The organism is Anaerocolumna aminovalerica, from assembly GCF_900115365.1.
GTDB lineage: Bacteria > Bacillota > Clostridia > Lachnospirales > Lachnospiraceae > Anaerocolumna > Anaerocolumna aminovalerica.
In genome coordinates this window covers 166,027-187,685 of record NZ_FOWD01000001.1, presented here as the reverse complement: position 1 = coordinate 187,685, position 21,659 = coordinate 166,027, and the positions used below count along the sequence as shown (strand labels likewise).

Sequence of the window (21,659 nt, the reverse complement as noted above, 5' to 3'; positions counted from 1 at the left end):
AAATTCTGGTTAAAAACACTGTTTATTTAACCTATCCTCCGCTTTACATAACAAATAAATTCCCCTAATTTAATTATCACAATGAGATAGTATATTCCAAAAGTATGAATTCTGCAACATAAATCGTTTGTCATTGTATGTCATAATGTAACAATATTGTCACACAATCTTAATTTGTAAAAAAGGCTCTCTATTGGTATAATTTTTTATAATAATAATACAAATAGAAAGAACACAAATAAGATTAAACCTCTGATTTGATGTCAGTATTAGTAGAATTATGTATATTAATTTATCTTCAGGAGGTAACCATGAAAAAAGCACTAAAAATTCTATTGTTTTCCTTGTCCATCCTTACATTAACCGCATGTGGAAAAAAGACAGAACAACCCACCGGATCAAATACAAATCAGGAAAAAGAACAAGGAATAAGCACCCCGTCTCCTACGAGGGAAGAAACACCCCCGGCAAATGGAGAAGCAACAAATTCAATCAAAACATCTGATAATAAAAGTATGAATAATACCCTTTATCCGGTATTTATAACAGAAAATAATATTAGAAAATACGGCTATGTCAACGAAAAAGGTGATTTTGTAATCCAACCGGTATATGATTGTGCAACCAATTTTTCAGAAGGATTGGCTGTTGTGAATACTACGGACACCTATAAAGTGATTGATACAACAGGTAATGTAATATATAAAAGCGATTCCAGCATAGGAACTTTTCAAAATGGTGCCGCGATTATAAATAAAATAACAGACAAACTATTATACGGCTATATTGACACAAATGGTAATGCAATTGCAGATTCAAATTTCTATGAATTTGCAGATAATTTTAATTCTGATAATCAAGCTTTCGTATATTCCGAGGGGAAAAGTAGCATAATTGACAAATCTGGAAATATTCTGGAAAGCTATCCTATTGATTCAAGGTATCAGGATATAATTGATATTCAGGATGGTTATATCATCTATTCTGACCCTGATACCGGAGATTATGGTGTCATTAACTATAAGGGCGAAGATATACTTGAGCCTAAAAGTAACCCATATATAGTTAGATATGTAGGAAATGATATATTTGAAATAAAAGAAAATCAAGAGGATTCTTATCTGCCATCCTCTTATAGTCCATCTGCTCTATTGAATATAAAAGGGGAACAGCTTACTGATTTTAACCTTTATGATTTAAGTGATTTTAATAATGGTTATGCATCCGTTACAGATGATAAATATACTTATTTCATTGATACCTCTGGCAAAGAAGTGGCTAGCTTTCCAAAGCTAGAAGGACGAGGAACCCTTACCCTCCTTGGTGATATTGTAAAAGCTGAGATTGATAGAGATTTACTATATATGAAAAAAAAGGGCATCATATTATGGCATAATAGTAATGAATACAACTTAACATCAGATGTTAATGTAAAAGAAGTGAAATATAAACCTAGTAAATATGTTTCCGTATATTATCCTGTAGTGGTAGGATTGAAGTCAAAAGAGACTGAAAAAAAGATTAATAATAAATTGAATGAACTTTTTATAAGCCATAGAAAAAGTATTACCGCAGAAGATCAACTGTCTGTTGAAGATAGTTTTACCGCCGAACTAGAAAATCAATTACTTGTTATTAAGCAAATAGGCTATGATTATCCATTTGGTGCAGCACACGGAATGCCTATTAAGAATTACTATTATTGCAACATCAAGACTGGTGAATTCTATACTTTAAAAGACTTGTTTATAAAAGATAGTGATTATATAACCACGATAAACCATATCATTAAAGAAATGATTGCCAAAGAAGAAACAAATGAAAGTTCTATGCTTTTCCCGGATAGCTTTAAAACCATATTAGAAGACCATAACTTTTATCTAACCAAAGAAGGTCTTGTTATATACTTTTATCCTTATGATATAGCTCCATATGCAGCCGGATTTCCTGAATTCGTAATACCTTTTGAGAAGTTAAATAAGATTGTAGATAAACAGGGAACATTTTGGAACTCTTTCAATTAATATAATTTTATTTCTTCTCCTGCATTGGTTGAAATCTAAGAGGCTGCCCATAAAGACAGCCTCTTAAGAGTAAAAATATATAAAATAACTTCCCCTTCATATTATATAAGTATAATAACTTTATATTTAATAGACAGCATATTGTTTTGGAAAGAAATAGGCAGCGATAGAAACTGCCTATTCTTATAGGAGGACACTCACTACAATCTATCAAATAATTCAGTCATTTTCTCCGGTAATATTGGTTCACTTACGTAATATCCCTGAACGATATCACACTCCTGTTGTTTTAGGAAATCATATTGTTCCTTTGTTTCAACACCTTCTGCTATTATAGCTGCATTAATCTTATGTCCTAACAAAATAATCATCTCAATGATGGATTGATTAACTTTTGATTTAAAGTCCTCAATGAAAGATTTATCTATCTTAAGATTATCAACTTCTATACTTTGTAGATAATTTAAAGAATTATAACCGGTTCCAAAATCATCAATAGAAAACTTAATACCTTGTCTTTTTAATCTCATTAAATTCTTAGAGATTACGCTATTATACTCCATATGTACCGTTTCTGTTATCTCAAGCTGAAGGTATTCCGGTGTTAATCCGGTTTCTTCAAGAGTATTTAAAACCATTCTTGCAAAACCTTTTTGTTGAAGCTGAATGACTGAAACATTCACAGATATAAAATAATTTTTATACCCCATGTCATGCCAGGATTTTAATTGACTGCAGGCTTGTCTCACAACCCACTCACCAATTGGTATAATATGCATGGTTTCTTCAGCTAAAGGAACGAACTCTTTCGGACTTATGGTACCTCTATGAGGATGATTCCATCTCAGTAATGCTTCCATACCGATCATCTTATTTGTCTTTGTATTAATTAACGGTTGATAGCATAAATAAAACTCTTCGTTATCTATTGCATAATTAAGATCTGTCTTAAGATCTGTTATATTATAAACATCGTACATAAGCAAACTCACTCCTATCCTATGAACATCCAGACTGTTCATATTCGCTTTTTGATTTTTCTTTTGTATATCTCCCAACATAACAACCTCACTTAACCTATCTTTAGTAATTCTAACAAATTATATCAATAGTTGAAATACCTTTTTAGAAATATCTTTTATTTGTATATGAATTTTTAATATTTTTTGTATATTCATTTTCATAATAATTAATTATTTGAAATAATTGATTAATTTTCCCAATTATTCTCCGAAATTATTCCATTACAAAATTTGTCCGATGTCATATACTATTATAAGTTGTATAAAAAGAAAATGCCATGACGTTTTTAGAGATTTTTATAAATTCTCCAAAAACGTCATGGTTAATAAGTCAAACATCCATTATCATATATCTTAATTAGACAAAACAATTTACATAAACTAAGAACGAAAAAAATAAAAAATAAAAGGAGAGATTTATTATGAAAAATTTAAAATCTAAAATTAAAGTAGTTGCTACATTATTAATGCTTACATTAGTTGTTACTGCTAAAGTTGCTCCAATTGCACAAAATAATACTCCTATTACTACTTTGGGCATTGGTTATGATAATTGGACTAATTATTAATTAATACAAACATTCATATGCATTATAATTCCTATTATAGTATTTTTGTATCGTATCTCTTAATTTAAAATTTTTCATTAAATCACTAATATAAAAAGCCTGATTAAAATATTTTATTCGGGCTTTTTTATTGTTTTCATTTTTATTAGCTTTATCAATCTTCTCTAAACAACATGCTTTTTCACTTAAAAAAGAAGCTAACATATTTCCTCGTCTGCATCGGAAAGATAGATGGATAGCTTTATCACATATTAACTTTCCTTGTTCTGGTTCACCATTTTCTTCTAACCATGTTGCCAAATTTGACATAACAAGTAAAATCCCAACAGAATGATACTTTTCATCTACTTTACTATGCTCATAATTATATATAATATCTTGCAATAAATTTATAGCTTTTTTCTTAAGTCCTAACTTATTATAAGTTATAGCAATTTGATTAATCAGTAGTACTTGGTCTCTTGATAAATAGATGTTTCTAATTGAAGCAATTCCATAATTTTTCATTGTATATTTTAAAGCTTTTTCAAATCCATCTAATGCTTCATCATCAGTTATTTTTTTCATTCCGTAAGCTATCAAGGTACGGTATTGTAATAAAAATTGTATGTTTTCTGGAACGTTATCTTCTAATTCCTTTGCTAATTTATTAAATATTATTTCAGCTTCTTCAAAATGGTGGAGATTTATTAGTTTAGTAATTTCTCTCTTCTTTTCAAAAATTTCAAAATTCTCTGTTGATATAAAGATATTATACAAATCTTTATTTATACCCATACGTGTTGTTAAGGATTGAAAATTCTTTATACTGGGTGCTCTTTTACCGGATTCAATACGAGATAAAGTCTCCGGTGAACAGATATTCCCGCTTAAGGTTTCTTGAGATAACCCATTGGCAATACGGCAATTCTTAATAAATTCGTTTACCAAATATAACTCACTTTGTGTATTTTCTAATAATAAGGTAGAAGTATCATTGGAGGTTGCAAAATTGTATTCCTTATAAATTTCATTTAAACTGTCAAACTGGCATGTTATTCGTTTTAAAAGTTCCTGATTATTCTGATGCCTTAAACCGATAATGCAAAGTTGCAGCAACTCAGACAGGCAGTTAATTACGCCATTAGATACAATTAAATCTATGGTTTTTAAGCATAAGGTTACTAACTCATCATATTTCTCATCTTGCAATAATAATTTTGATAATAAGTATACTGCTTTGGGATATACCTTTACCTTTTCTTCCTCATCCGAATACTTTTGATCAAGGTAATCAATAACATTATGCAATAATTGCAATGCCTGTCCTTCTTCTTCCGTATTGGAATATGCCTGAGCAAGCATAAGTAAAAGGTAAATTTCTTCAATACTCAATAAATATTCTAGGATATTCTCAATATTAAAGGAAGGCAACGTCATATTTATTGCCTCCAATAAGTATTTAATACTCTCCTTAGTGTCATGTTCTAATTCATCAGAAAGCACTGACTTTATTTTATATATGTATTGTTGATGAAGTTTTTCTTCACATTCTTTTTGCTCCTCATAAAGTATAAGTTCTTCCTTAGCTAATTCAAAATTATGTTCAAAAATGGCTTTTTCAATAGCTTGTCTTTTTTCAAATAGAAAATAATCTCTCTCTGACAATATGGTTTCTAACTTATCCGGAGATTTTCCAAGCCTTTGAAGAAGGGCATCCAGTAAGAACTTATCAGGAATTCTCTCTCCTAATTCTATTCTTGATAAAGTTGCATCGGAACATAAACCGCTGCATAACATTTCTTGGGAGATATTATAATGCTTACGAAGTGTAAATATAATTTTTCCTATATCATTTTGTCTCATGTTAAAAACTCCTTTTTCATGCTGTTTTTTATTTTACTACTGCCTTGAAGTTTGCTTAACACTTTTCCATAGTTAACCATTTATTAAGCCCTAATGTATTTTACCATATAGTTTTACAAATTACCAGAATATTGATATGGCTCTTTATTAAAACAAAAAAAGTTTCTAATAAAATAAAAAAGCAGCTTAATAACTGCTATTCTATCGTAGCACCAAAAGGCATCAAAGCCAGCTTGGCTATTTTAAAATGTTGTAATCCAAAAGGAATCCCTATAACAGTAATGCATAAAAAAGCACCAAATACAGCAGATTCAATTACAAGAGGTATTCCCGGAAAGAGAAGCCATAAGATATTTAATAACACAGAGCCTGCTCCACCTCCATATCGTATTTCTTTCCCAAAGGGAAAAAAACTTAATCCTGCAAATTTAAAACATTGAACACCAATGGGTATTCCTACAATAGTGATGCACCATATACAACCTGCAATCAGCCACGTTAACCCGCTAATAAATCCTCCAAAAATAAACCATATTATATTACCTAAGCATCCCATAAATCATACTCCTTTAAAGAATTCAATTTTTAAAATACTTCTATTAGGAATTCGTAAGTAAACTTACACTCTTCATTTCGTTTTCGTATATCTGAATAATGCACTCACACTATTATCTTTATTTAGGTTGAAAGACAACATATTCTCCATGATAATTTCCCCACAGGGTACAGGGTTCCTTAGTAAAATAAAAAGTAGAGAATAACATTTCAGAATAGTTTAGTTTAACCAGAATATTTATTAATATTTCATCCAACGGGAATATGACTTCTTCTAAGGGATTAGAAATACCTTTTATATAATTCATTTCCTCTTCATTAAACATAGAATCTACTTTTTTCTTTGCTTCATTGTTTAATTTGTAATAATAAAAATCAGCAAAAGAATGCTCCGGATCATTTAATAGCCAAAGTTCTCTGATATGTTCACAGGCCTCTTCCTGATTCCAGGTAACTATTTTATAGTTATATTTCTCAAACCCCTCCTGTATATGCTCCAAATATATTGCTCCTGCTGCCTTTAACTGTTCTACTGTAAGCATATATCCTCCACTTCTTCCTATAAGCAGATTATATCCCTAAATAATCTAATGTTTATTCCATAGTGTTACAATCATAAATTATCCTAATTTTATATTTTAGATACTTTCACTAAGACTTAGCTTTGTACTTACTTCTGATTTTTCACAAAAGTATTTCATTATATCCCTTCTTGTTACAATTCCTATAAAATAATTCCTATCGTCGATAACCGGTACGAAATTCTGATCCATTGCTCGAATCATCAGTTCTTCCATTCTGGCTGTTATTCTTACCGGAGGATTTTTGTCTGGCTTTAGTATGTCTTTTATTTTCATATTCTCCAAACTTTTCATACATGGGGAATTTAAATCCTGATTATCCTGATTTAATATATGCCATAGAAAATCACCCTCACTTACAGTTCCTATATATTTATTACCTTTGGATAATACGGGTATTGCTGCATATCCATGTTGGTGTAATTTTTCTAATCCTTGACGTAATGTACAATCATTATATAAATAGGCTACTTCACTTTTTGTAATTAAAAAATACGCTATATTCATAACATTTACTCCTCATGTATATAATCTTTATAATCAATATCTTTTTACATATGTATCTTGTATAATAAATGTAATATTACCTATAACCCACTATTATAACTAATTATACCATAGAATTAACAGTAGTAGTTATTAATTTTTAATTAAGTATATTATACTTTACTTATTAATTAATTTACCTTATCCTAAAACAACAAACTGTCATTCTGAGGATGCCATTGAAGTTGAATTCTATGCTTTAAGAAGCCATCTTAATAGTACGATTTAGCCCTTTCAATTCAATTTCATTTACTCAAAATGACAGTTTTGCAGTTATTCTTTATTATTTAGTTTCTTAAAGAATATTTCTAACCTAATCTTTTCCCTTAATGCAGTTCCCTACCCTATGGGATTAACATCCGTCCATACATTTGTTCCAACCAATCTGTACAGGTTAAACCGTGCTATATATCCGTATTTTGCACCCATTTGTAAGTATCCGCTTGTATCTAATCTTCCGGCAACATAATGCTCTGTTGCGGTTCCATATGCCACCTCTACTTCTGGATTTTCCGGTCCCCCTGGTCCCCCTGGGTTTTCCGTTTCTCCGTCATCAATGGAATTGCCGGATAAAAAACCCCATATAATTCTACTTGCATCAGGTCCTGTACTGTCTGTATAACTACCTAAAGAACTTCCCCCTGACCAAGCATGTCCCATTCCGTCAACTAAATATTTTTGCATTAATAGATTTCCTTTACCGTCTTCATAGCTATAGACAGTATAGCTTCTTCCCCCCGTCACGGTTTTTGATTCTGTAGTGTTAGGTGTGTCATTAATGGAGTTGTTATCCCTTCCGTCATCTAACAAATCATTGACCTGGGCCCATTGGGATAATATCTGATTACCGTTTATTTTTTGAACTACATAATCACTGTTTCCATGAAATACGATTGTTGGCATAAGCTTAGTTGCATAACCAGACATTTCATTAAATGCAAGGGTACCCTGAGTATTTGGATCCGGCCCGCCCATGCTCATAGCCATAAAAGCACCCGTCATATTAGTTGCAGCTTTATATTCCAGTCCGGAGACAATTCCAACTCCTTTAATTATATCGGGATAGGTAACACCTAAGATTACGCTCATGGCTCCTCCCGCAGATAAACCTGCTGCATAAACCATATTATCGTTAATATTATATGTATTCTTTATTTCGCCTATCATACCTGCTATGATAGCCGGTTCTCCGCTGCCTCTGTGTTGATGTGCCGGTTCGAACCAGTTCCAGAACTTATTTTGATTTGCTGTTGCCGGTTGATCTGGATAAAGTACAATAAAGTTTTCTGTTTCTGCAATTTCATTCATTCTGGTACCGACTGCGAATTGATCAGGATCCTGACTTCCGCCGTGGAGCATTACCATCAAAGGTACTTCTGTTTCACCATCGTAAGTTGATGGTACATAGATTTTATAGTACCTGCTTCCATAAGTAACCTTTGTAAATGTTCCTTGACCGGCATATGTAGTTGTTCGGAAAATTGAACTAAACAACATCACTGCTAACAATAGACTTAACCTTTTAAAATTTTTGTTTCTCATAGCGAAAAACTCCGACCTTTCTGGACTTTGTCCCTGTTCGTTAGTAATTATCCTAACTAATGTTAACATGCTGCAGTCCTATCATATTTAAGTTACTGAGGCTCCTCACTCCTTTCCTTTATATACCTAAAATTTAACATTTTTGCATTTATTAGTAAATATAAACTTGTCTAATTATTTTGTCATAAACAGAGTTAATTCGACATACTCTTCCTAATGTAATATACCATTTCTCAATTCCATTCTAAAATTCAAGAATAAAGTAATAATTAAAATACTCTTGCCCAAATAGGAAGCTGTAATCTTAATAACATAAAATAACAGCTGTATTCACATGAGGGGGTATATACGACCAACGGATGCTAATTCAGCTGTTATATAATTTTGATGGAATACTCCGGTTGTATGTAATACACATTACCTTATTACCTTTATTCAACCAATCTTCCTACTTGAATTAATTTATTTAAGACGGATTGAGCGCCTCTATGACAGCCCATAAATTGTTCAGTTAGATTATTGCCTGCCGACAAACCAAAATGGGTTCCACTTGCCCAGGGTCTAATATGACTCATATCATAAACAATCCCATTAATTGCCACATATGGTGGTTTACCATTGGTGCCGTTATATTCGGCTAATTCCTCTAATGTGAACTCTTTTTCCGGAAGTTCTTCTGTATTATATTCCGAGTTTATTTCTCTGTTATTTTCCGGGCTAATTGTGAATCCATCTTCACTTTCCTGTTCTACTGAAAGATGAAATAGATTTTCCGTATTTGGTTCCGGAATAATGAATTTATTTCCTACCTTATATGGATACTCTTCTATAGGTTCTTTTTCTTCTTGTAGATGTCTAATGCCATAATTATTTCCTTCCGGGGAATAATATAGGTTTTTTACCTCCAGTTCCATGATCCCTTCCAGCTCACCAATAAGTGCATTGGTTCTTTGCTGTATCTGTTCACTATAGTAATTTTTTTCATAAGTGGTCATAGAATAAATTTGCATTTGCTGAAAGTAACAAATATCACTCTCATATTTAGTAATTAAATCACTAATATTCATAATCCCCTCCATAACGAAATCATTACATTCCATCCTATATAAAGTATGCACATCAGTTTATTTCATGCATACTATTTTAGGCTTAAGTTGCTCCGGTACTCTCTCGTTATAAGGGTGAAATCTTCGGGTATAAAATTCACTTTGTTGATTTGTGCTGTCAGATTGATAATTTATTATTTTGAAACAGTTTAATATGATTCTATTATATATATGTTATTTTATTATGGATTCTGAGCTACTTCCATGGTTCCGGCATAGTACGGAACTATAATGTATGCCCCTTCGTGTATGACATCGGAAGTCAGTCCGTTACTTCTTTTAATTTCATTAATATATGTATAAATGTCCGAATATTCTTCTGTCATATATCTTTCCGCTATACTCCAAAGGGAATCTCCCTCTTTAATTCTCACGCTGGTAACCAGCTTTTCTTTTGTTGGTGATTTTTCTGCAATTACTTGAGTGGATATAGTAAAAAGTGAAAGAAGGATTACGGTAAAAATTAATGCACCTAATAAAATCATGGTGGGATTTTTCTCAAACATAAGTGCAAGTTTCGTTTGAAATGAACTTCTTTGAATAGTACGTGTACGATACATATGATTCATATTCATGCCTCCCGTTTTCTCTATATGTTGGTTTTATGTTCTTTATCCTTGTTTTCAAGTTCTGCATATACCAAGTTGTTCGAACAAGTGTTGCGAACACATGTTTTGTTTTTCTTGTACCCATTATATTATCCAAACACTTGTTTGTCAATAGATTTTTTTAAAATTACGAACATAAGTTTTGCATTTTGAAATTTTATATGCTATAATAGGAAAGAAGTTAGCGTAATTAAGCTATTTGGAATCAATAAGCTTTATAGTGAACGAAAACGAAAGATTTATATTATTATTTACCGGATAAATATTTTTCCTGCAAAGAATTACCGGGTTAAAAAACTATACGATTGGAGGTATAAGAATGAGTTATGGTAAGATAAGCGCCAAACAAAAAGAAATCTTAGAATATTTGAAATCACAGATTATTAATAAAGGATATCCGCCTGCTGTACGTGAGATTTGCGAAGCGGTTAACTTAAAATCTACATCTTCTGTTCATTCACACCTTGAGACACTTGAGAAAAACGGTTACATAAGACGTGATCCTTCTAAACCCCGTGCTATTGAGATTATTGATGATGAATTTAATTTAACAAGAAGGGAACTTGTGAATGTTCCAATAGTTGGTACAATTACAGCCGGTGAACCGATACTTGCTGTTGAAAATATTGAGGGGTATTTTCCTGTTCCTTCCGAATACATGCCGAATGAAGAAACTTTTATGTTAAAAGTAAAAGGGGAAAGTATGATTAATGCAGGAATACTTAATGGGGACAAAATACTGGTGCAAAAACAGCCTACTGCTTCCAACGGAGAAATTGTTGTAGCATTGATTGACGATTCTGTTACGGTAAAAACATTTTATAAAGAAAAAGGTTATTACCGATTACAGCCTGAGAATGATACCATGGATCCAATCATAGTTCCCGAAGTGAATATATTGGGAAAAGTTATTGGATTATTCCGTGTTTTTAATTAATCCTTACATAAAATAGTTATAAGGCTATTACTTAGTAAAGTAATGGCCTTTTTTTGTAATAACTACCTTTTATACACTAAAATTCTAAAAGAAGTTTTTAAAATACTAATCTAGATTCAGATGCCTTCCTATTCAATAAGTAGTTAGGAAGTATTAAAATAATATGTGTATCATACGAATATTTTATTCATTTTTTATATCCATTTACCAGATTTCATTTCACTTATTTCTAATGGAACTTATTTCTCGGGTAACTTATCTGCATATTTAAAAATGAAAAAGTTAATAATAAACTTGTAACATTTAATTTATTATTTCTCAGGAGGAAATGAAAAATGGAATCAAGAAATGCTAATACTAGAAACGATGCTACAACTAGCTCTAGAAATGCCAATACTAGAAACAATGCTCAGGATGTAAATACTAGAAATGCTAATACTACAACTACTAGAAATTCCAACTCTAGAAACGACGCTCAAGATGTAAATACTAGAAACGCTAATACTACAACTACTAGAAATTCCAACTCTAGAAACGATTTCCATGATACAAGTAGATAATAATTATCTGATTGAAGTCTCCTAGGCTGGAGACTTCTTTTATTTATCTGTTATTATTCTTCTGTTTTATTTTTTCTATTCATCTGTTTTTTCATCATCGGTGTATTTATATACAATTTCCCCATTAATTATAGTATATACAGTATGGGTAAATACCTCCATAGGATTACCAGTAAATATAGCAATGTCAGCATCCTTTCCCACTTCTATACTTCCTACTCTATCACTAACATTACAAATAATCGCTGGATTAATGGTAATGGCTTTTAATCCCTCTTCAATACCTAAGCCCTTTTTAGCAGCCAGACCTGCATAAATAGGCAGGTATTGGATTAATGTAACTGGATGATCTGTCATTATTGCAACTTTAACTCCTTTACGGTTTAATACCCCAGCTGTTTTAAAATCTGCATTTTGTGCTTCCAGCTTATTTCTACAGGCTAAATCAGGACCCACAATAGCATAAAAACCGCTGTCCCTGATTTCTTCAGCAATAATATGCCCTTCCGTACAATGATCCAGAGTCATATTCAGGTCAAATTCTTTAGCAATACGAATGGCAGTAAGAATATCATCCACTCGATGAACATGGGCTTTTAAAGGTATTTTTTTATCAAAAACCGGAATCCAAGGTTCTAATCTAAAATCTTCCTGAAACTCCTCTCCGGTTTCTAAAGAGTAATCTTTCTTTTTCTTATATTGTTTTGCATTATATAACTCTTCTCGCAACAAAGCAGCAATCGTCATTCTTGAGGTTGGAGGTTGATTCATCTCCTGAAATGTTGTTTTAGGATTTTCTCCAAAAGAAACTTTAATAGCTGCAGGTGCTAAAACAATCATATTATCTATAACTCTCCCATGTGTCTTCATAAAAGTAAATTGTCCACCGACTATATTGGTACTGCCAGGACCAACCATTACTGAAGTAATTCCGGCCTGTATAGCATTATGGAAAGCCGGATCCATTGTATTTATGGCATCTAAGGATCTTAAATAAGGAGTAATTGCAGATGTAGCTTCGTTGCAATCTTCTCCTTCTTTCCCTTTCTTTTCCTCTGATATGCCAATATGACAATGAGCATCAATAATACCTGGCATAACCCATAGACCTTTAGCATCTATTAATAAATCGTCTTCATTTAAAGCAATATCTATATATTCCTCAACAGCAGCTATTTTACTATCAATGATTAATATATCTCCTTGTTCCAATATTTTACCTGCCATAGTTAATACTTTACCGTTTTTTATTAATAACATATTTTAATTTCTCCATAATTATATATTTCAAATCCTTATTAAGTTTTTCATGTAAGGAGAAAAAATATTCATTTTTAAAAAAATGATGTCTGATAGTAACTATGTATTTATCATGTGTACGGTTGAAACATTTTAATAAAAAAAGCTTTCTACGAAAATTCATAGAAAGCTATAATTCAAATAAATTTAACAGAGCATACTTATGCTTCTAGTTGTTCTTTACTAACTGATGTGCCATCTCTCCAGATTCTTTCCAAATCATAGAATAGTCTGTCTTCTTTTGAAAATACATGGATTACAACATCGCCATAATCTAATAGAATCCAGCTGGCAGTACGTAAGCCTTCCACACGTTTGGGATTATAACCATTTTTCCCTAGCAGATCCTGGACATTATCAACCAGAGCCTGTACCTGTGATGCATTAGTACCGTTTGCTATTATAAAATAATCCGCAATTATTGAAATATTACCTATTTCCAATATTTTAATGTCTTCAGCCTTCTTATCTTCTAATGCTTCATATGCTAACCTAGCCATTTCTTTTGCTGTATTGTTCATTTAATATCCCCTTTCAAGGTTTATTTTAGAATAATATGAAACCGGATTTTAGAATCATATTTATTTTTTAAAACGGAGTATTTTTACATCAAATGTGTCTCATATTATCTGATGATATTTTTATAATATTCATATGCTTCTACCGTAGTACTATCAATTTCCATGTGAATTTTTTTTAAATAATTTAATGTATTGCCCAATATTTGGTATACCGCAAAATCTAAATTATCAAATGCTAACCTTCTAATCTCATGGAGATTTGGTATTCTTTCAGAAGATCGGCTTGGTTCAATATAGTCCGCTGTAAAAACAATCTTTTCAAGTAAGCTCATATCCGGTTTTCCCGTTGTGTGATAGCTTATAGCAGATTGAATTTCTTTATCTGTAATACCATATTTGTTTTCTGCATAATATGCTCCCAGTTTACCATGTAATAAATATGGACTGTTTTCTTCTGTATCTGAGATGGGTAAACCATACTTACCACATTCAGAAAGTAATACTGCACCGGATAAACATTTTGCACTATCATGAAGCAGTCCGGCTATCAAAGCTTTTTCTTCATCTGCCCCGTGTTTTAAAGCCATTGCAAAGCTGGTAGTCTGTACACCTAATGTATGATAAAATCTTTTCTCTGTCTGGACTTTTGCCATAGCTTGTTGTAAACCAAACAAATCATATTGCATAATTAATAGCCTTTCCCCTACAATCTTTTAAATACATTTAAATCTTTATAAATTCTAATTTCTATAGAATCCAGATATTTGATGTTCCAATTTCTAATCTTTATATAATCCATGCTCTTGTATATATTGAGCTACCTGGTTTGGTACATAATAACGGATGGATTTCCCTTCCTTTATATGCTCCCTTAACATTTCAGAAGATAAATCCATGTTTGGAATCTCCAGTAAATGAATCTTTCCATGATACATCTCTTCCAGATGATGTGCCTGTTGCTCTATTTTATCTTTTGGCGAACGGTATCTTCCCGCTGCGACAATATGTGAAAGTCTTAATATAACATCAGGATCTCTCCATTTTTCAATTTGCTGTAATGAGTCCCATCCCAGGATAAAATAATATTCATTTTCCGGAAAATCCTTGGCTAATTGCCGTAAAGTATCTGCCGTATAAGTAATTCCTTCTCGTTCTAACTCCATAAGAGATAATTCAAAATGAGGGTTTCCTTCAATTGCCAGCTTCACCATTTCCTTTCGATGATGATCACTGACAATTGGCTCATGAAGTTTATGAGGAGGCTTCTTTGAGGGCATTATTAAAATTTTATCCAACTGTAATTGTTCATAAGCACTTTCCGCAAGTATAAGATGTGCCATATGAATGGGATTAAAAGTTCCTCCCATGATTCCCACCTTACTCATATATATACTCCTAAACCATAGAAACGATCCTAAAGATGTTTTATTTATACACGTCTCTAAATTAATTGTTCTTTACTTCGTTACTTTCTTTTCCTTAGGAAGTTCAATCTTTTTCTTATTCTTAGATTCCCTGTAAAGTACAATCTTTTTTCCAATTACCTGTACAACCTCAGAATGTGTTCTTTCACCTAATATATTAGCAATTTCTTTTGGATCATCTAAACAATTCTTAAGTACATGGATTTTAACCAGTTCTCTTGCTTCTAAGGCTTCATTTAATCCAATGGTTAACTCTGGTGTAATACTGGATTTTCCAACCTGGTAAATGGGATCTATATTCATAGCTAAGCCCTTTAAATAAGCTCTTTGTTTACTTGTCATAAAATCTCCTCTAATTTATTTATAAAATGTATTTCTATTTTACCAACATATCTTTTATTTATAATAATCAAACTGTAAACCATACATTCTTACAGTGTCACCTTCTTGAATTCCTAAATTCTCTAATTCTTCAAGAATTCCGTTATCCTTTAAGAAACGTTGGAAGAATTCGAATCCACGTTCAGAATCCAGATTCGTATAGCCTAACATTCTCTCAATACGGGGACCTTCCACAACAAATACATTCTCACTTTCCTTTTCCACGGTATATGGTTCGTTAGAGAAGGTATCCTCTTCCGGAAAATACTCTCTTTCAAAAACAACCGGTGCAGTATCTATGGAATCCAGCATTTCTCTTACATGATAAAGGAGCTCTTTGATACCTTTACCACTTACTGCAGAGATAGGAAATACTTTAATCCCCTGCGGTTCAAAAGTATCTTTTAGCTTCTGAATTACTTGTTCTTCTTCCTCACCATATAAAACATCCAATTTGTTGGCTGCTATTACCTGCGGTCTCTTAATCAGTTCTTCATTATATGCAGCTAATTCGCCATTGATAGTATTAATATCTTCAATAGGGTCTCTTCCTTCGGTAGAAGCAGCATCCACCATATGAATGATCACTTTTGTTCTTTCAATATGTTTCAAGAATTCATGTCCAAGACCAATACCTTCCGATGCGCCTTCAATTAAACCTGGAATATCCGCAATGACAAATCCATCTGCACCCTCTAAATCCACAACACCTAAATTCGGATTCAAAGTTGTAAAATGATAATTGGCAATTTTGGGCCTTGCATTGGTAACTCTGGATAAAAGAGTAGATTTACCTACATTAGGGAATCCTACTAAACCAACATCTGCAATCACCTTTAATTCAAGAGTTACGTTTAGCTCCCTGCTTGACTGACCAGGCTGTGCGTATTTTGGAACCTGCATGGTGGGCGTAGCATAATGCTGATTACCTTTTCCGCCTCTGCCGCCTTTTAGTATGGTCTGACGTCTATTGCCATGGGACATATCTGCAATTACTTTTCCAGTCTCAGTATCTTTTATAACTGTGCCTTCCGGAACTCTGATCACAAGATCTTCTCCATCCTTACCATGACAACGTTGTTTACTGCCGCTCTCACCATCCCCGGCACAATATTTTTTGGTAAATCTAAAATCGGACAAGGTATTAAGACCTTCATCAACTTCAAAAATCAAATCTCCGCCTTTTCCGCCATCGCCACCATCCGGTCCTCCGGCTGCCACAAACATTTCTCTTCGAAAACTTACATGTCCATCGCCGCCTTTACCGGAACGTATATATATTTTAGCACTATCTGCAAACATCATCTCACCTCTTATTCGTTTCAATATGTATAGTATTTATAAAATTAAGTTTCTTATTACAGAATTTCATCTGACATTTTCTTCATTATTTTCAATGTTTTTATTATAAACATAAAATATGAAAAATACAACAAAAACATGCAGGAAGTCACGTTTTATTGTTTCCTTTCTACACAAATAAACCCCAAATTCATGATTTAATCAAGAATTTGGGGTTTTAAATCATCTCAACCTATTTTGATTCTACAGGATAAACAGAAGCTTGCTTCTTGTCTCTGCCTTTTCTTTCAAAACGAAGAACACCATCTATTAATGCGAATAATGTATCATCTCCGCCACGTCCTACATTAAGACCTGGATGAATTTTAGTTCCACGTTGTCTGTATAGAATGTTTCCAGCTAATACAAACTGTCCGTCTGCTCTTTTCGCGCCTAGTCTTTTGGATTCGGAATCTCTACCGTTCTTAGTAGAACCAACACCCTTTTTATGAGCGAAAAACTGAAGGTTCATCTTTAACATAACCTACACCTCCTTGAAAGTTTGACACAGAACCTGCTTTCACATGTTCTGCGGTACAAATTTAATATATTCTTGACCATATTCTTCTTGTATTCCTTGTAAACCCAGGAACAAAGAATTGAGTAATAAACTTGACTCATTACTAAGTTCTGAAACAATTTTGAAATCTATCATTCCACTCTCTTCGTTTTCCTTATATTCAAAGGTATCACGAGTAAAACTTTCTATAGAATTCATGGTATTGATTACCAGTACTGAAACTGCTGAACATACAATATCCTGTCCCTTTTCAGCAAACCCGGCATGTCCGGAGCATCTAAATCCGATAATCTTACCCTCTGCATTATTATACATTGATATTTTAATCATATCTCTACCAGCTTGGTATTATGCATTGATTTTTTCGATCTTTACCTTAGTATATGGCTGTCTGTGACCGTTTTTCTTGTGATATCCGGTTTTACTCTTGTATCTGTAGACAACAATTTTCTTGTTCTTGCCTTCTTCAACAACCTGTGCAGTAACACTAGCATTAGCAACTGTAGGATTTCCTACTACTAATTCTCCGTTATTTACTACAAGCACTTGATCAAATGTAACAGTTTCACCAGCTTCTACACCAAGCTTTTCTACTTTAATGATATCGCCTTCGGCTACTTTGTACTGTTTACCACCTGTTGCTATAATTGCGTACATATGGCACCTCCTATTATCATTACTCGCCAACTATGGTGTCTGACACTTTTAAAAATGAACAGAACTTTAGACCTCGCTGTGCGGCACACTAAATTATACTAGCATAGTAAGTAGTATTTGTCAATGTATTTTCAATAAATTTATAATTAATAAAATTCCTGCGGCTAAAAATATTTGAGTCTCTTAAATCCGTAAAATTATCTAAGATTACTCTGCAATATCGCATACCACCGCATCTGTAAATTTAATAAGATCATCAGGCTGAATTACCAACTGGCATCCCTTTATACCTGCACTAACTGTTATGGTGTCAAATAATATAGCCGATTCATCTATATAAGTAGGATATTTTTTCTTCATACCTATTGGGGAACAACCGCCCCTTATATATCCGGTCAAACCTAATAAATCTTTTACATGAACCATCTCTATTTTCTTATCCCCAACTACAGCTGCTGCTTTTTTCAGATTCAATTCCATATTAACCGGTATACAAAAAACTAGAATTCCTTTTTTCTCACCCTTTGCTACTAAAGTTTTGAAAACTTGTTGGGCAGGTACACCAATTTGATCGGCTACATGCTCTCCTGCCAAATTATTTTCATCCACTTCATATTCTATGGATTCATATTCAATCTTTCCTTGATCCAGTAATCGCATTGCATTTGTTTTTATCATAACTCATCAGTCCTTTTGTGTATGTATGATTGCTTTTCATAATTTCATAAAGTTATTATATCAAACTCTACTGTTTTTATTACATCAAGCCCAGTCTTTCCTACATCTCATTACATACCTAATTCATCAAATGTTCCATAGTTTATATTAATATCAAATTCTATTTTGGCATTATTAGCTGCAACCAATTTGATTCTATTCAGTCCTTTTTTTATAGGAATTTGATTTACCGCATAATCTTTTGCATCTGAATTCTTTGTAGTTTCAATCAGTGTTGTTAATGTTTCATCCGGTGAAATCAGCACTAATTTTGCTTTTCCTCTGGAAACTTTAAACAAATAAGTCATATCAATTTCCGTATCCTCTTCGGAGTTAAATGTCCATATGGTATCCATTCCCTCAAACTCTATGGTACCTGAAAATTTTTGTTCCTCTATTTTCTGTTCAGCCTCATTTAAATTATAACTATTTGTATCACTTGTTATCTTTTCTTCATTATTGTAAATAGAATTCATTAAGTTTGAAGTACATCCTGTTAAAACTAATAAAGCAATCGCAACTATTGATACTAATTTTTTCATTTTCCCCCTCCTTCTTAACTTCAATCCTATATCCGTTATAAAATCTGCTCGTATAATGGTTTTCTTACCTTTTTCCTTGTTACTTCAACTAGATTTAAAGCAGTCATATCCACCAAAGTAGTCTTAACGGGATCCTTCCGGAATAATTCTTCTAACACCTTCATTAATTTTACTTTATACTCCTGCTTACTCATATCAATAAAATCGATGATAATGATACCCGACAAATTTCTTAAACGTATTTGTTTTGCTATTTCCTGGGCCGCCTCCATATTTACCTTAAAGAAAGTGTCTTCCACATTCTTTTTACCACTAATGGCTTTGCCAGTATTTACATCAATTACGGTTAATGCTTCTGTAGGTTGAATAATTAAGGTAGCACCGCTTTTTAACCAGACCTTTTCATTTAAACCCTTTTCCAATTTGGAATTGATACTGTAAAGATTTTTCAGTGAAATCATATCATCTTTATATAATTGAAGTTTTTCCAAATCCTCTTTTTGATAATTTTCCAGATATTCTTTAATATTCTTATGAATTTCCAGATCATCCGTAACTATTTCATCAATTCGGTCTGCATATCCATCCCGTATATCACAAATATATCCCGGTGGAGTTTGATGTAATAAGGAAAATAAACTTTTATGAACTCCATATTGTTTTAATTCTTCATATTGTTTCTTTAAAAACATGATTTCTTCATGAATACGTTCTTCGTTCATGTGAACCGCATTGGTTCGGACAATAAAACCATAGGTATCTTCTTTGAAACCTTTCATTATTTTTTTTAATCGTTTCCGTTCTTCCTCATCTTCTATCTTGGAGGAAATGCCAATCATGGACCTGCCATGAATCAAAACTACATATTTGCCGGTAAAGTTTATATTTGTAGTAACTACGGGAGCTTTCGTCTTAATATCTTCCTTGGAAATCTGAACAAGCAATTCATCTCCAACCACTAATTTGTCCGTTTGCTTAGGCTTTATATAGATGGGATGCAAATTCTCTTCCAAAGAAAGATAGCACATCTTACCACCACTAATTTCAACAAAGGCAGCATTAATGTTTTTTACAATATTCTTAACTTTGCCGATATAAATATTACCGAGGATGCTTATACTCTCCCTATGGTCAATGTTTACCTGAACCATATCGTTGCCTTCATAAATTGCTGATATTATTTGATTGTCTTGCTTTGTAATGATTAATTTATTCATGCAGACTCCTGTTATATATTTTTTCATGTAAAAAGCTTATAAATACATATGAATTTATAATTATAATACCAGTTTTTCTGTGTTCATCTGATTTATTAAACTGTTATGTCAAAGCGGATATTCCACTTGCCCATAGGCAAGTTTATCCGCTTACGCTACTTGCTCATAACCTCATTGCCACTACGTGGCATTTCAGCAGGAGCTTAAACTCCTGCTGAAACAGGCAAGTCCTGCTTACCTGATGAGGTTAAATAACATTAGTATTTTATAATTATTCTCTTTTCATTTACATAGTATAATAGTTCTAAGTATATTAATCATTCATTTGGTCCAGAGCAATCAATCTTCTATTCTCCTCAGTGCCCAAATCTGCGTAAACTTCCATTCGATGTACTTGAAATGCAAATTCATTATATTCTATTCCTGTATACTGACAAAATGCCTCCATAACTAATTCCGGTTTTAAGTTATTGGCGCTTCCTGTTGCAAGCTGCATATAGACCTTGATACCATTTTCATATTCGTCTGCAACACTTTTCATATCTTTATCATAAATTTGTCCAATATTCTTACAGAATTCTTCTCTTTCAAATCCAATATGATAAATTGATGGTTTAATATCCACCTCTTTCTCACTTTTCTTGGATTTTTTAAGAATAACAATACTTTCACGGTTATGGAACTCTTGGAATTTCTTCATAAATTCTTTCATCTCCATGAATTCATAACCATCTTTCACGGAAACCATATAGTCAGCCGCCGCCACAATAGACATGGCATTCTTACTGTCCTCCGGGAGTACCATAAAACCAACTGCCTGTATTTCTTCTGCCATGGTCTTATTAATCTTTTCTATCATTACCTCAGGCTCATCACTAGCTTTCAACTGAAGATCTAAATATTCCCCATCGCTGGTAAGCCCTACTCCCAAAGGCGCTGCAAAGGACATAAGCTGGTGAGGGTTAAATCCCTGGGAATACTCCACCTCCAGTTCTGCCCGGCGAAATGCCTTCTGGAAATACCTCATTACATCCAAGTGTCCTACGAATTTTAATGAACCTGATTTTGTAAATTTTATTCTTGTCTTCATAATATCCTCGATTCTGGCGCTTTAGCTTCTATTCCCCCGCTTTAGTGCTCTTTTC

The 21,659-nt window shown here is 32.7% G+C and carries 25 protein-coding genes; 4 read left to right on the top strand and 21 right to left on the bottom strand.

What is annotated here, in order from left to right:
* Positions 1-311 precede the first annotated feature (311 nt).
* Entirely contained in the window at positions 312-2,024 is a 1,713-nt protein-coding gene (locus BM183_RS00835) for a WG repeat-containing protein (protein WP_170847845.1), read from the top strand.
* 200 nt (positions 2,025-2,224) lie between these two features.
* Here the strand turns inward: BM183_RS00835 and BM183_RS00830 are convergent, their stop codons facing one another.
* Positions 2,225-3,085 (bottom strand): putative bifunctional diguanylate cyclase/phosphodiesterase, encoded by an 861-nt coding sequence (locus BM183_RS00830; protein WP_091683631.1) that lies wholly within the window; start codon positions 3,083-3,085, stop codon positions 2,225-2,227.
* 383 nt (positions 3,086-3,468) lie between these two features.
* Between BM183_RS00830 and BM183_RS20640 the strand changes: the two genes are divergently transcribed.
* Positions 3,469-3,615: a hypothetical protein gene (locus tag BM183_RS20640; protein ID WP_170847844.1), complete on the top strand. Its 147-nt coding sequence runs from the start codon at positions 3,469-3,471 to the stop codon at positions 3,613-3,615.
* On the opposite strand, the gene BM183_RS00825 is transcribed toward BM183_RS20640, so the two are convergent.
* The 7 genes from BM183_RS00825 to yneA form a co-directional block, all read right to left on the bottom strand.
* Positions 3,616-5,460 (bottom strand): helix-turn-helix domain-containing protein, encoded by a 1,845-nt coding sequence (locus BM183_RS00825; protein ID WP_091683629.1) that lies wholly within the window; start codon positions 5,458-5,460, stop codon positions 3,616-3,618. It abuts the gene before it with no gap.
* A gap of 196 nt (positions 5,461-5,656) precedes the next feature.
* On the bottom strand, positions 5,657-6,016 hold the full coding sequence (locus tag BM183_RS00820; protein ID WP_091683627.1) for a YccF domain-containing protein: 360 nt from the start codon (positions 6,014-6,016) through the stop codon (positions 5,657-5,659).
* A gap of 118 nt (positions 6,017-6,134) precedes the next feature.
* A complete protein-coding gene (locus tag BM183_RS00815; protein ID WP_091683625.1) occupies positions 6,135-6,557 on the bottom strand; it encodes a hypothetical protein in 423 nt (140 codons plus the stop codon).
* Positions 6,558-6,653: 96 nt separating this feature from the next.
* On the bottom strand, positions 6,654-7,103 hold the full coding sequence (locus tag BM183_RS00810) for a CBS domain-containing protein (protein ID WP_091683623.1): 450 nt from the start codon (positions 7,101-7,103) through the stop codon (positions 6,654-6,656).
* Positions 7,104-7,481: 378 nt separating this feature from the next.
* Complete coding sequence (locus BM183_RS00805; protein ID WP_091683621.1) at positions 7,482-8,684, bottom strand: extracellular catalytic domain type 1 short-chain-length polyhydroxyalkanoate depolymerase; 1,203 nt, start codon at positions 8,682-8,684, stop codon at positions 7,482-7,484.
* Positions 8,685-9,115: 431 nt separating this feature from the next.
* Positions 9,116-9,751, bottom strand: a complete 636-nt coding sequence (locus tag BM183_RS00800) for a cytochrome b5 domain-containing protein (RefSeq protein ID WP_242960785.1) — start codon at positions 9,749-9,751, stop codon at positions 9,116-9,118.
* A gap of 221 nt (positions 9,752-9,972) precedes the next feature.
* Positions 9,973-10,359: a cell division suppressor protein YneA gene (gene yneA, locus BM183_RS00795; RefSeq protein WP_170847843.1), complete on the bottom strand. Its 387-nt coding sequence runs from the start codon at positions 10,357-10,359 to the stop codon at positions 9,973-9,975.
* Positions 10,360-10,717: 358 nt separating this feature from the next.
* Between yneA and lexA the strand changes: the two genes are divergently transcribed.
* Positions 10,718-11,335: a transcriptional repressor LexA gene (gene lexA / locus BM183_RS00790; protein ID WP_091683618.1), complete on the top strand. Its 618-nt coding sequence runs from the start codon at positions 10,718-10,720 to the stop codon at positions 11,333-11,335.
* A gap of 335 nt (positions 11,336-11,670) precedes the next feature.
* The gene (locus BM183_RS00785; RefSeq protein WP_091683616.1) at positions 11,671-11,895 is read left to right on the top strand and encodes a hypothetical protein; all 225 of its coding nucleotides are present in this window, start codon (positions 11,671-11,673) and stop codon (positions 11,893-11,895) included.
* A 75-nt stretch (positions 11,896-11,970) separates the two neighbouring features.
* Here BM183_RS00785 and BM183_RS00780 read toward each other — a convergent pair whose 3' ends face one another.
* From BM183_RS00780 to BM183_RS00720, 13 genes are all read right to left on the bottom strand, one after another.
* Complete coding sequence (locus tag BM183_RS00780) at positions 11,971-13,155, bottom strand: amidohydrolase (protein WP_091683614.1); 1,185 nt, start codon at positions 13,153-13,155, stop codon at positions 11,971-11,973.
* Between the two features lie 200 nt (positions 13,156-13,355).
* A complete protein-coding gene (gene rsfS / locus BM183_RS00775) occupies positions 13,356-13,715 on the bottom strand; it encodes a ribosome silencing factor (RefSeq protein WP_091683612.1) in 360 nt (119 codons plus the stop codon).
* A gap of 104 nt (positions 13,716-13,819) precedes the next feature.
* On the bottom strand, positions 13,820-14,401 hold the full coding sequence (gene yqeK / locus BM183_RS00770) for a bis(5'-nucleosyl)-tetraphosphatase (symmetrical) YqeK (protein WP_091683610.1): 582 nt from the start codon (positions 14,399-14,401) through the stop codon (positions 13,820-13,822).
* Positions 14,402-14,494: 93 nt separating this feature from the next.
* On the bottom strand, positions 14,495-15,100 hold the full coding sequence (nadD, locus tag BM183_RS00765; RefSeq protein WP_091683608.1) for a nicotinate-nucleotide adenylyltransferase: 606 nt from the start codon (positions 15,098-15,100) through the stop codon (positions 14,495-14,497).
* Positions 15,101-15,172: 72 nt separating this feature from the next.
* Positions 15,173-15,481, bottom strand: a complete 309-nt coding sequence (yhbY, locus tag BM183_RS00760) for a ribosome assembly RNA-binding protein YhbY (protein ID WP_091683606.1) — start codon at positions 15,479-15,481, stop codon at positions 15,173-15,175.
* A 54-nt stretch (positions 15,482-15,535) separates the two neighbouring features.
* Positions 15,536-16,822, bottom strand: a complete 1,287-nt coding sequence (gene obgE / locus BM183_RS00755; RefSeq protein WP_091683604.1) for a GTPase ObgE — start codon at positions 16,820-16,822, stop codon at positions 15,536-15,538.
* 232 nt (positions 16,823-17,054) lie between these two features.
* Complete coding sequence (rpmA, locus tag BM183_RS00750; protein WP_091683602.1) at positions 17,055-17,342, bottom strand: 50S ribosomal protein L27; 288 nt, start codon at positions 17,340-17,342, stop codon at positions 17,055-17,057.
* Between the two features lie 39 nt (positions 17,343-17,381).
* Positions 17,382-17,711, bottom strand: coding sequence for a ribosomal-processing cysteine protease Prp (locus BM183_RS00745; RefSeq protein WP_091683600.1), 330 nt, complete (start codon positions 17,709-17,711; stop codon positions 17,382-17,384).
* 18 nt (positions 17,712-17,729) lie between these two features.
* Positions 17,730-18,038, bottom strand: a complete 309-nt coding sequence (rplU, locus tag BM183_RS00740) for a 50S ribosomal protein L21 (RefSeq protein WP_091683598.1) — start codon at positions 18,036-18,038, stop codon at positions 17,730-17,732.
* 207 nt (positions 18,039-18,245) lie between these two features.
* Positions 18,246-18,716 carry a Cys-tRNA(Pro) deacylase gene (gene ybaK / locus BM183_RS00735; protein WP_091683596.1) on the bottom strand — a complete coding sequence of 157 codons (471 nt, stop codon included), beginning with the start codon at positions 18,714-18,716 and terminating at the stop codon, positions 18,246-18,248.
* A 110-nt stretch (positions 18,717-18,826) separates the two neighbouring features.
* Positions 18,827-19,297, bottom strand: coding sequence for a hypothetical protein (locus tag BM183_RS00730; RefSeq protein ID WP_091683594.1), 471 nt, complete (start codon positions 19,295-19,297; stop codon positions 18,827-18,829).
* A 35-nt stretch (positions 19,298-19,332) separates the two neighbouring features.
* Complete coding sequence (locus BM183_RS00725; protein WP_091683592.1) at positions 19,333-20,514, bottom strand: ribonuclease E/G; 1,182 nt, start codon at positions 20,512-20,514, stop codon at positions 19,333-19,335.
* Positions 20,515-20,827: 313 nt separating this feature from the next.
* The gene (locus tag BM183_RS00720) at positions 20,828-21,604 is read right to left on the bottom strand and encodes a TIGR03936 family radical SAM-associated protein (protein ID WP_091683589.1); all 777 of its coding nucleotides are present in this window, start codon (positions 21,602-21,604) and stop codon (positions 20,828-20,830) included.
* Between the last annotated feature and the right edge of the window lie 55 nt (positions 21,605-21,659).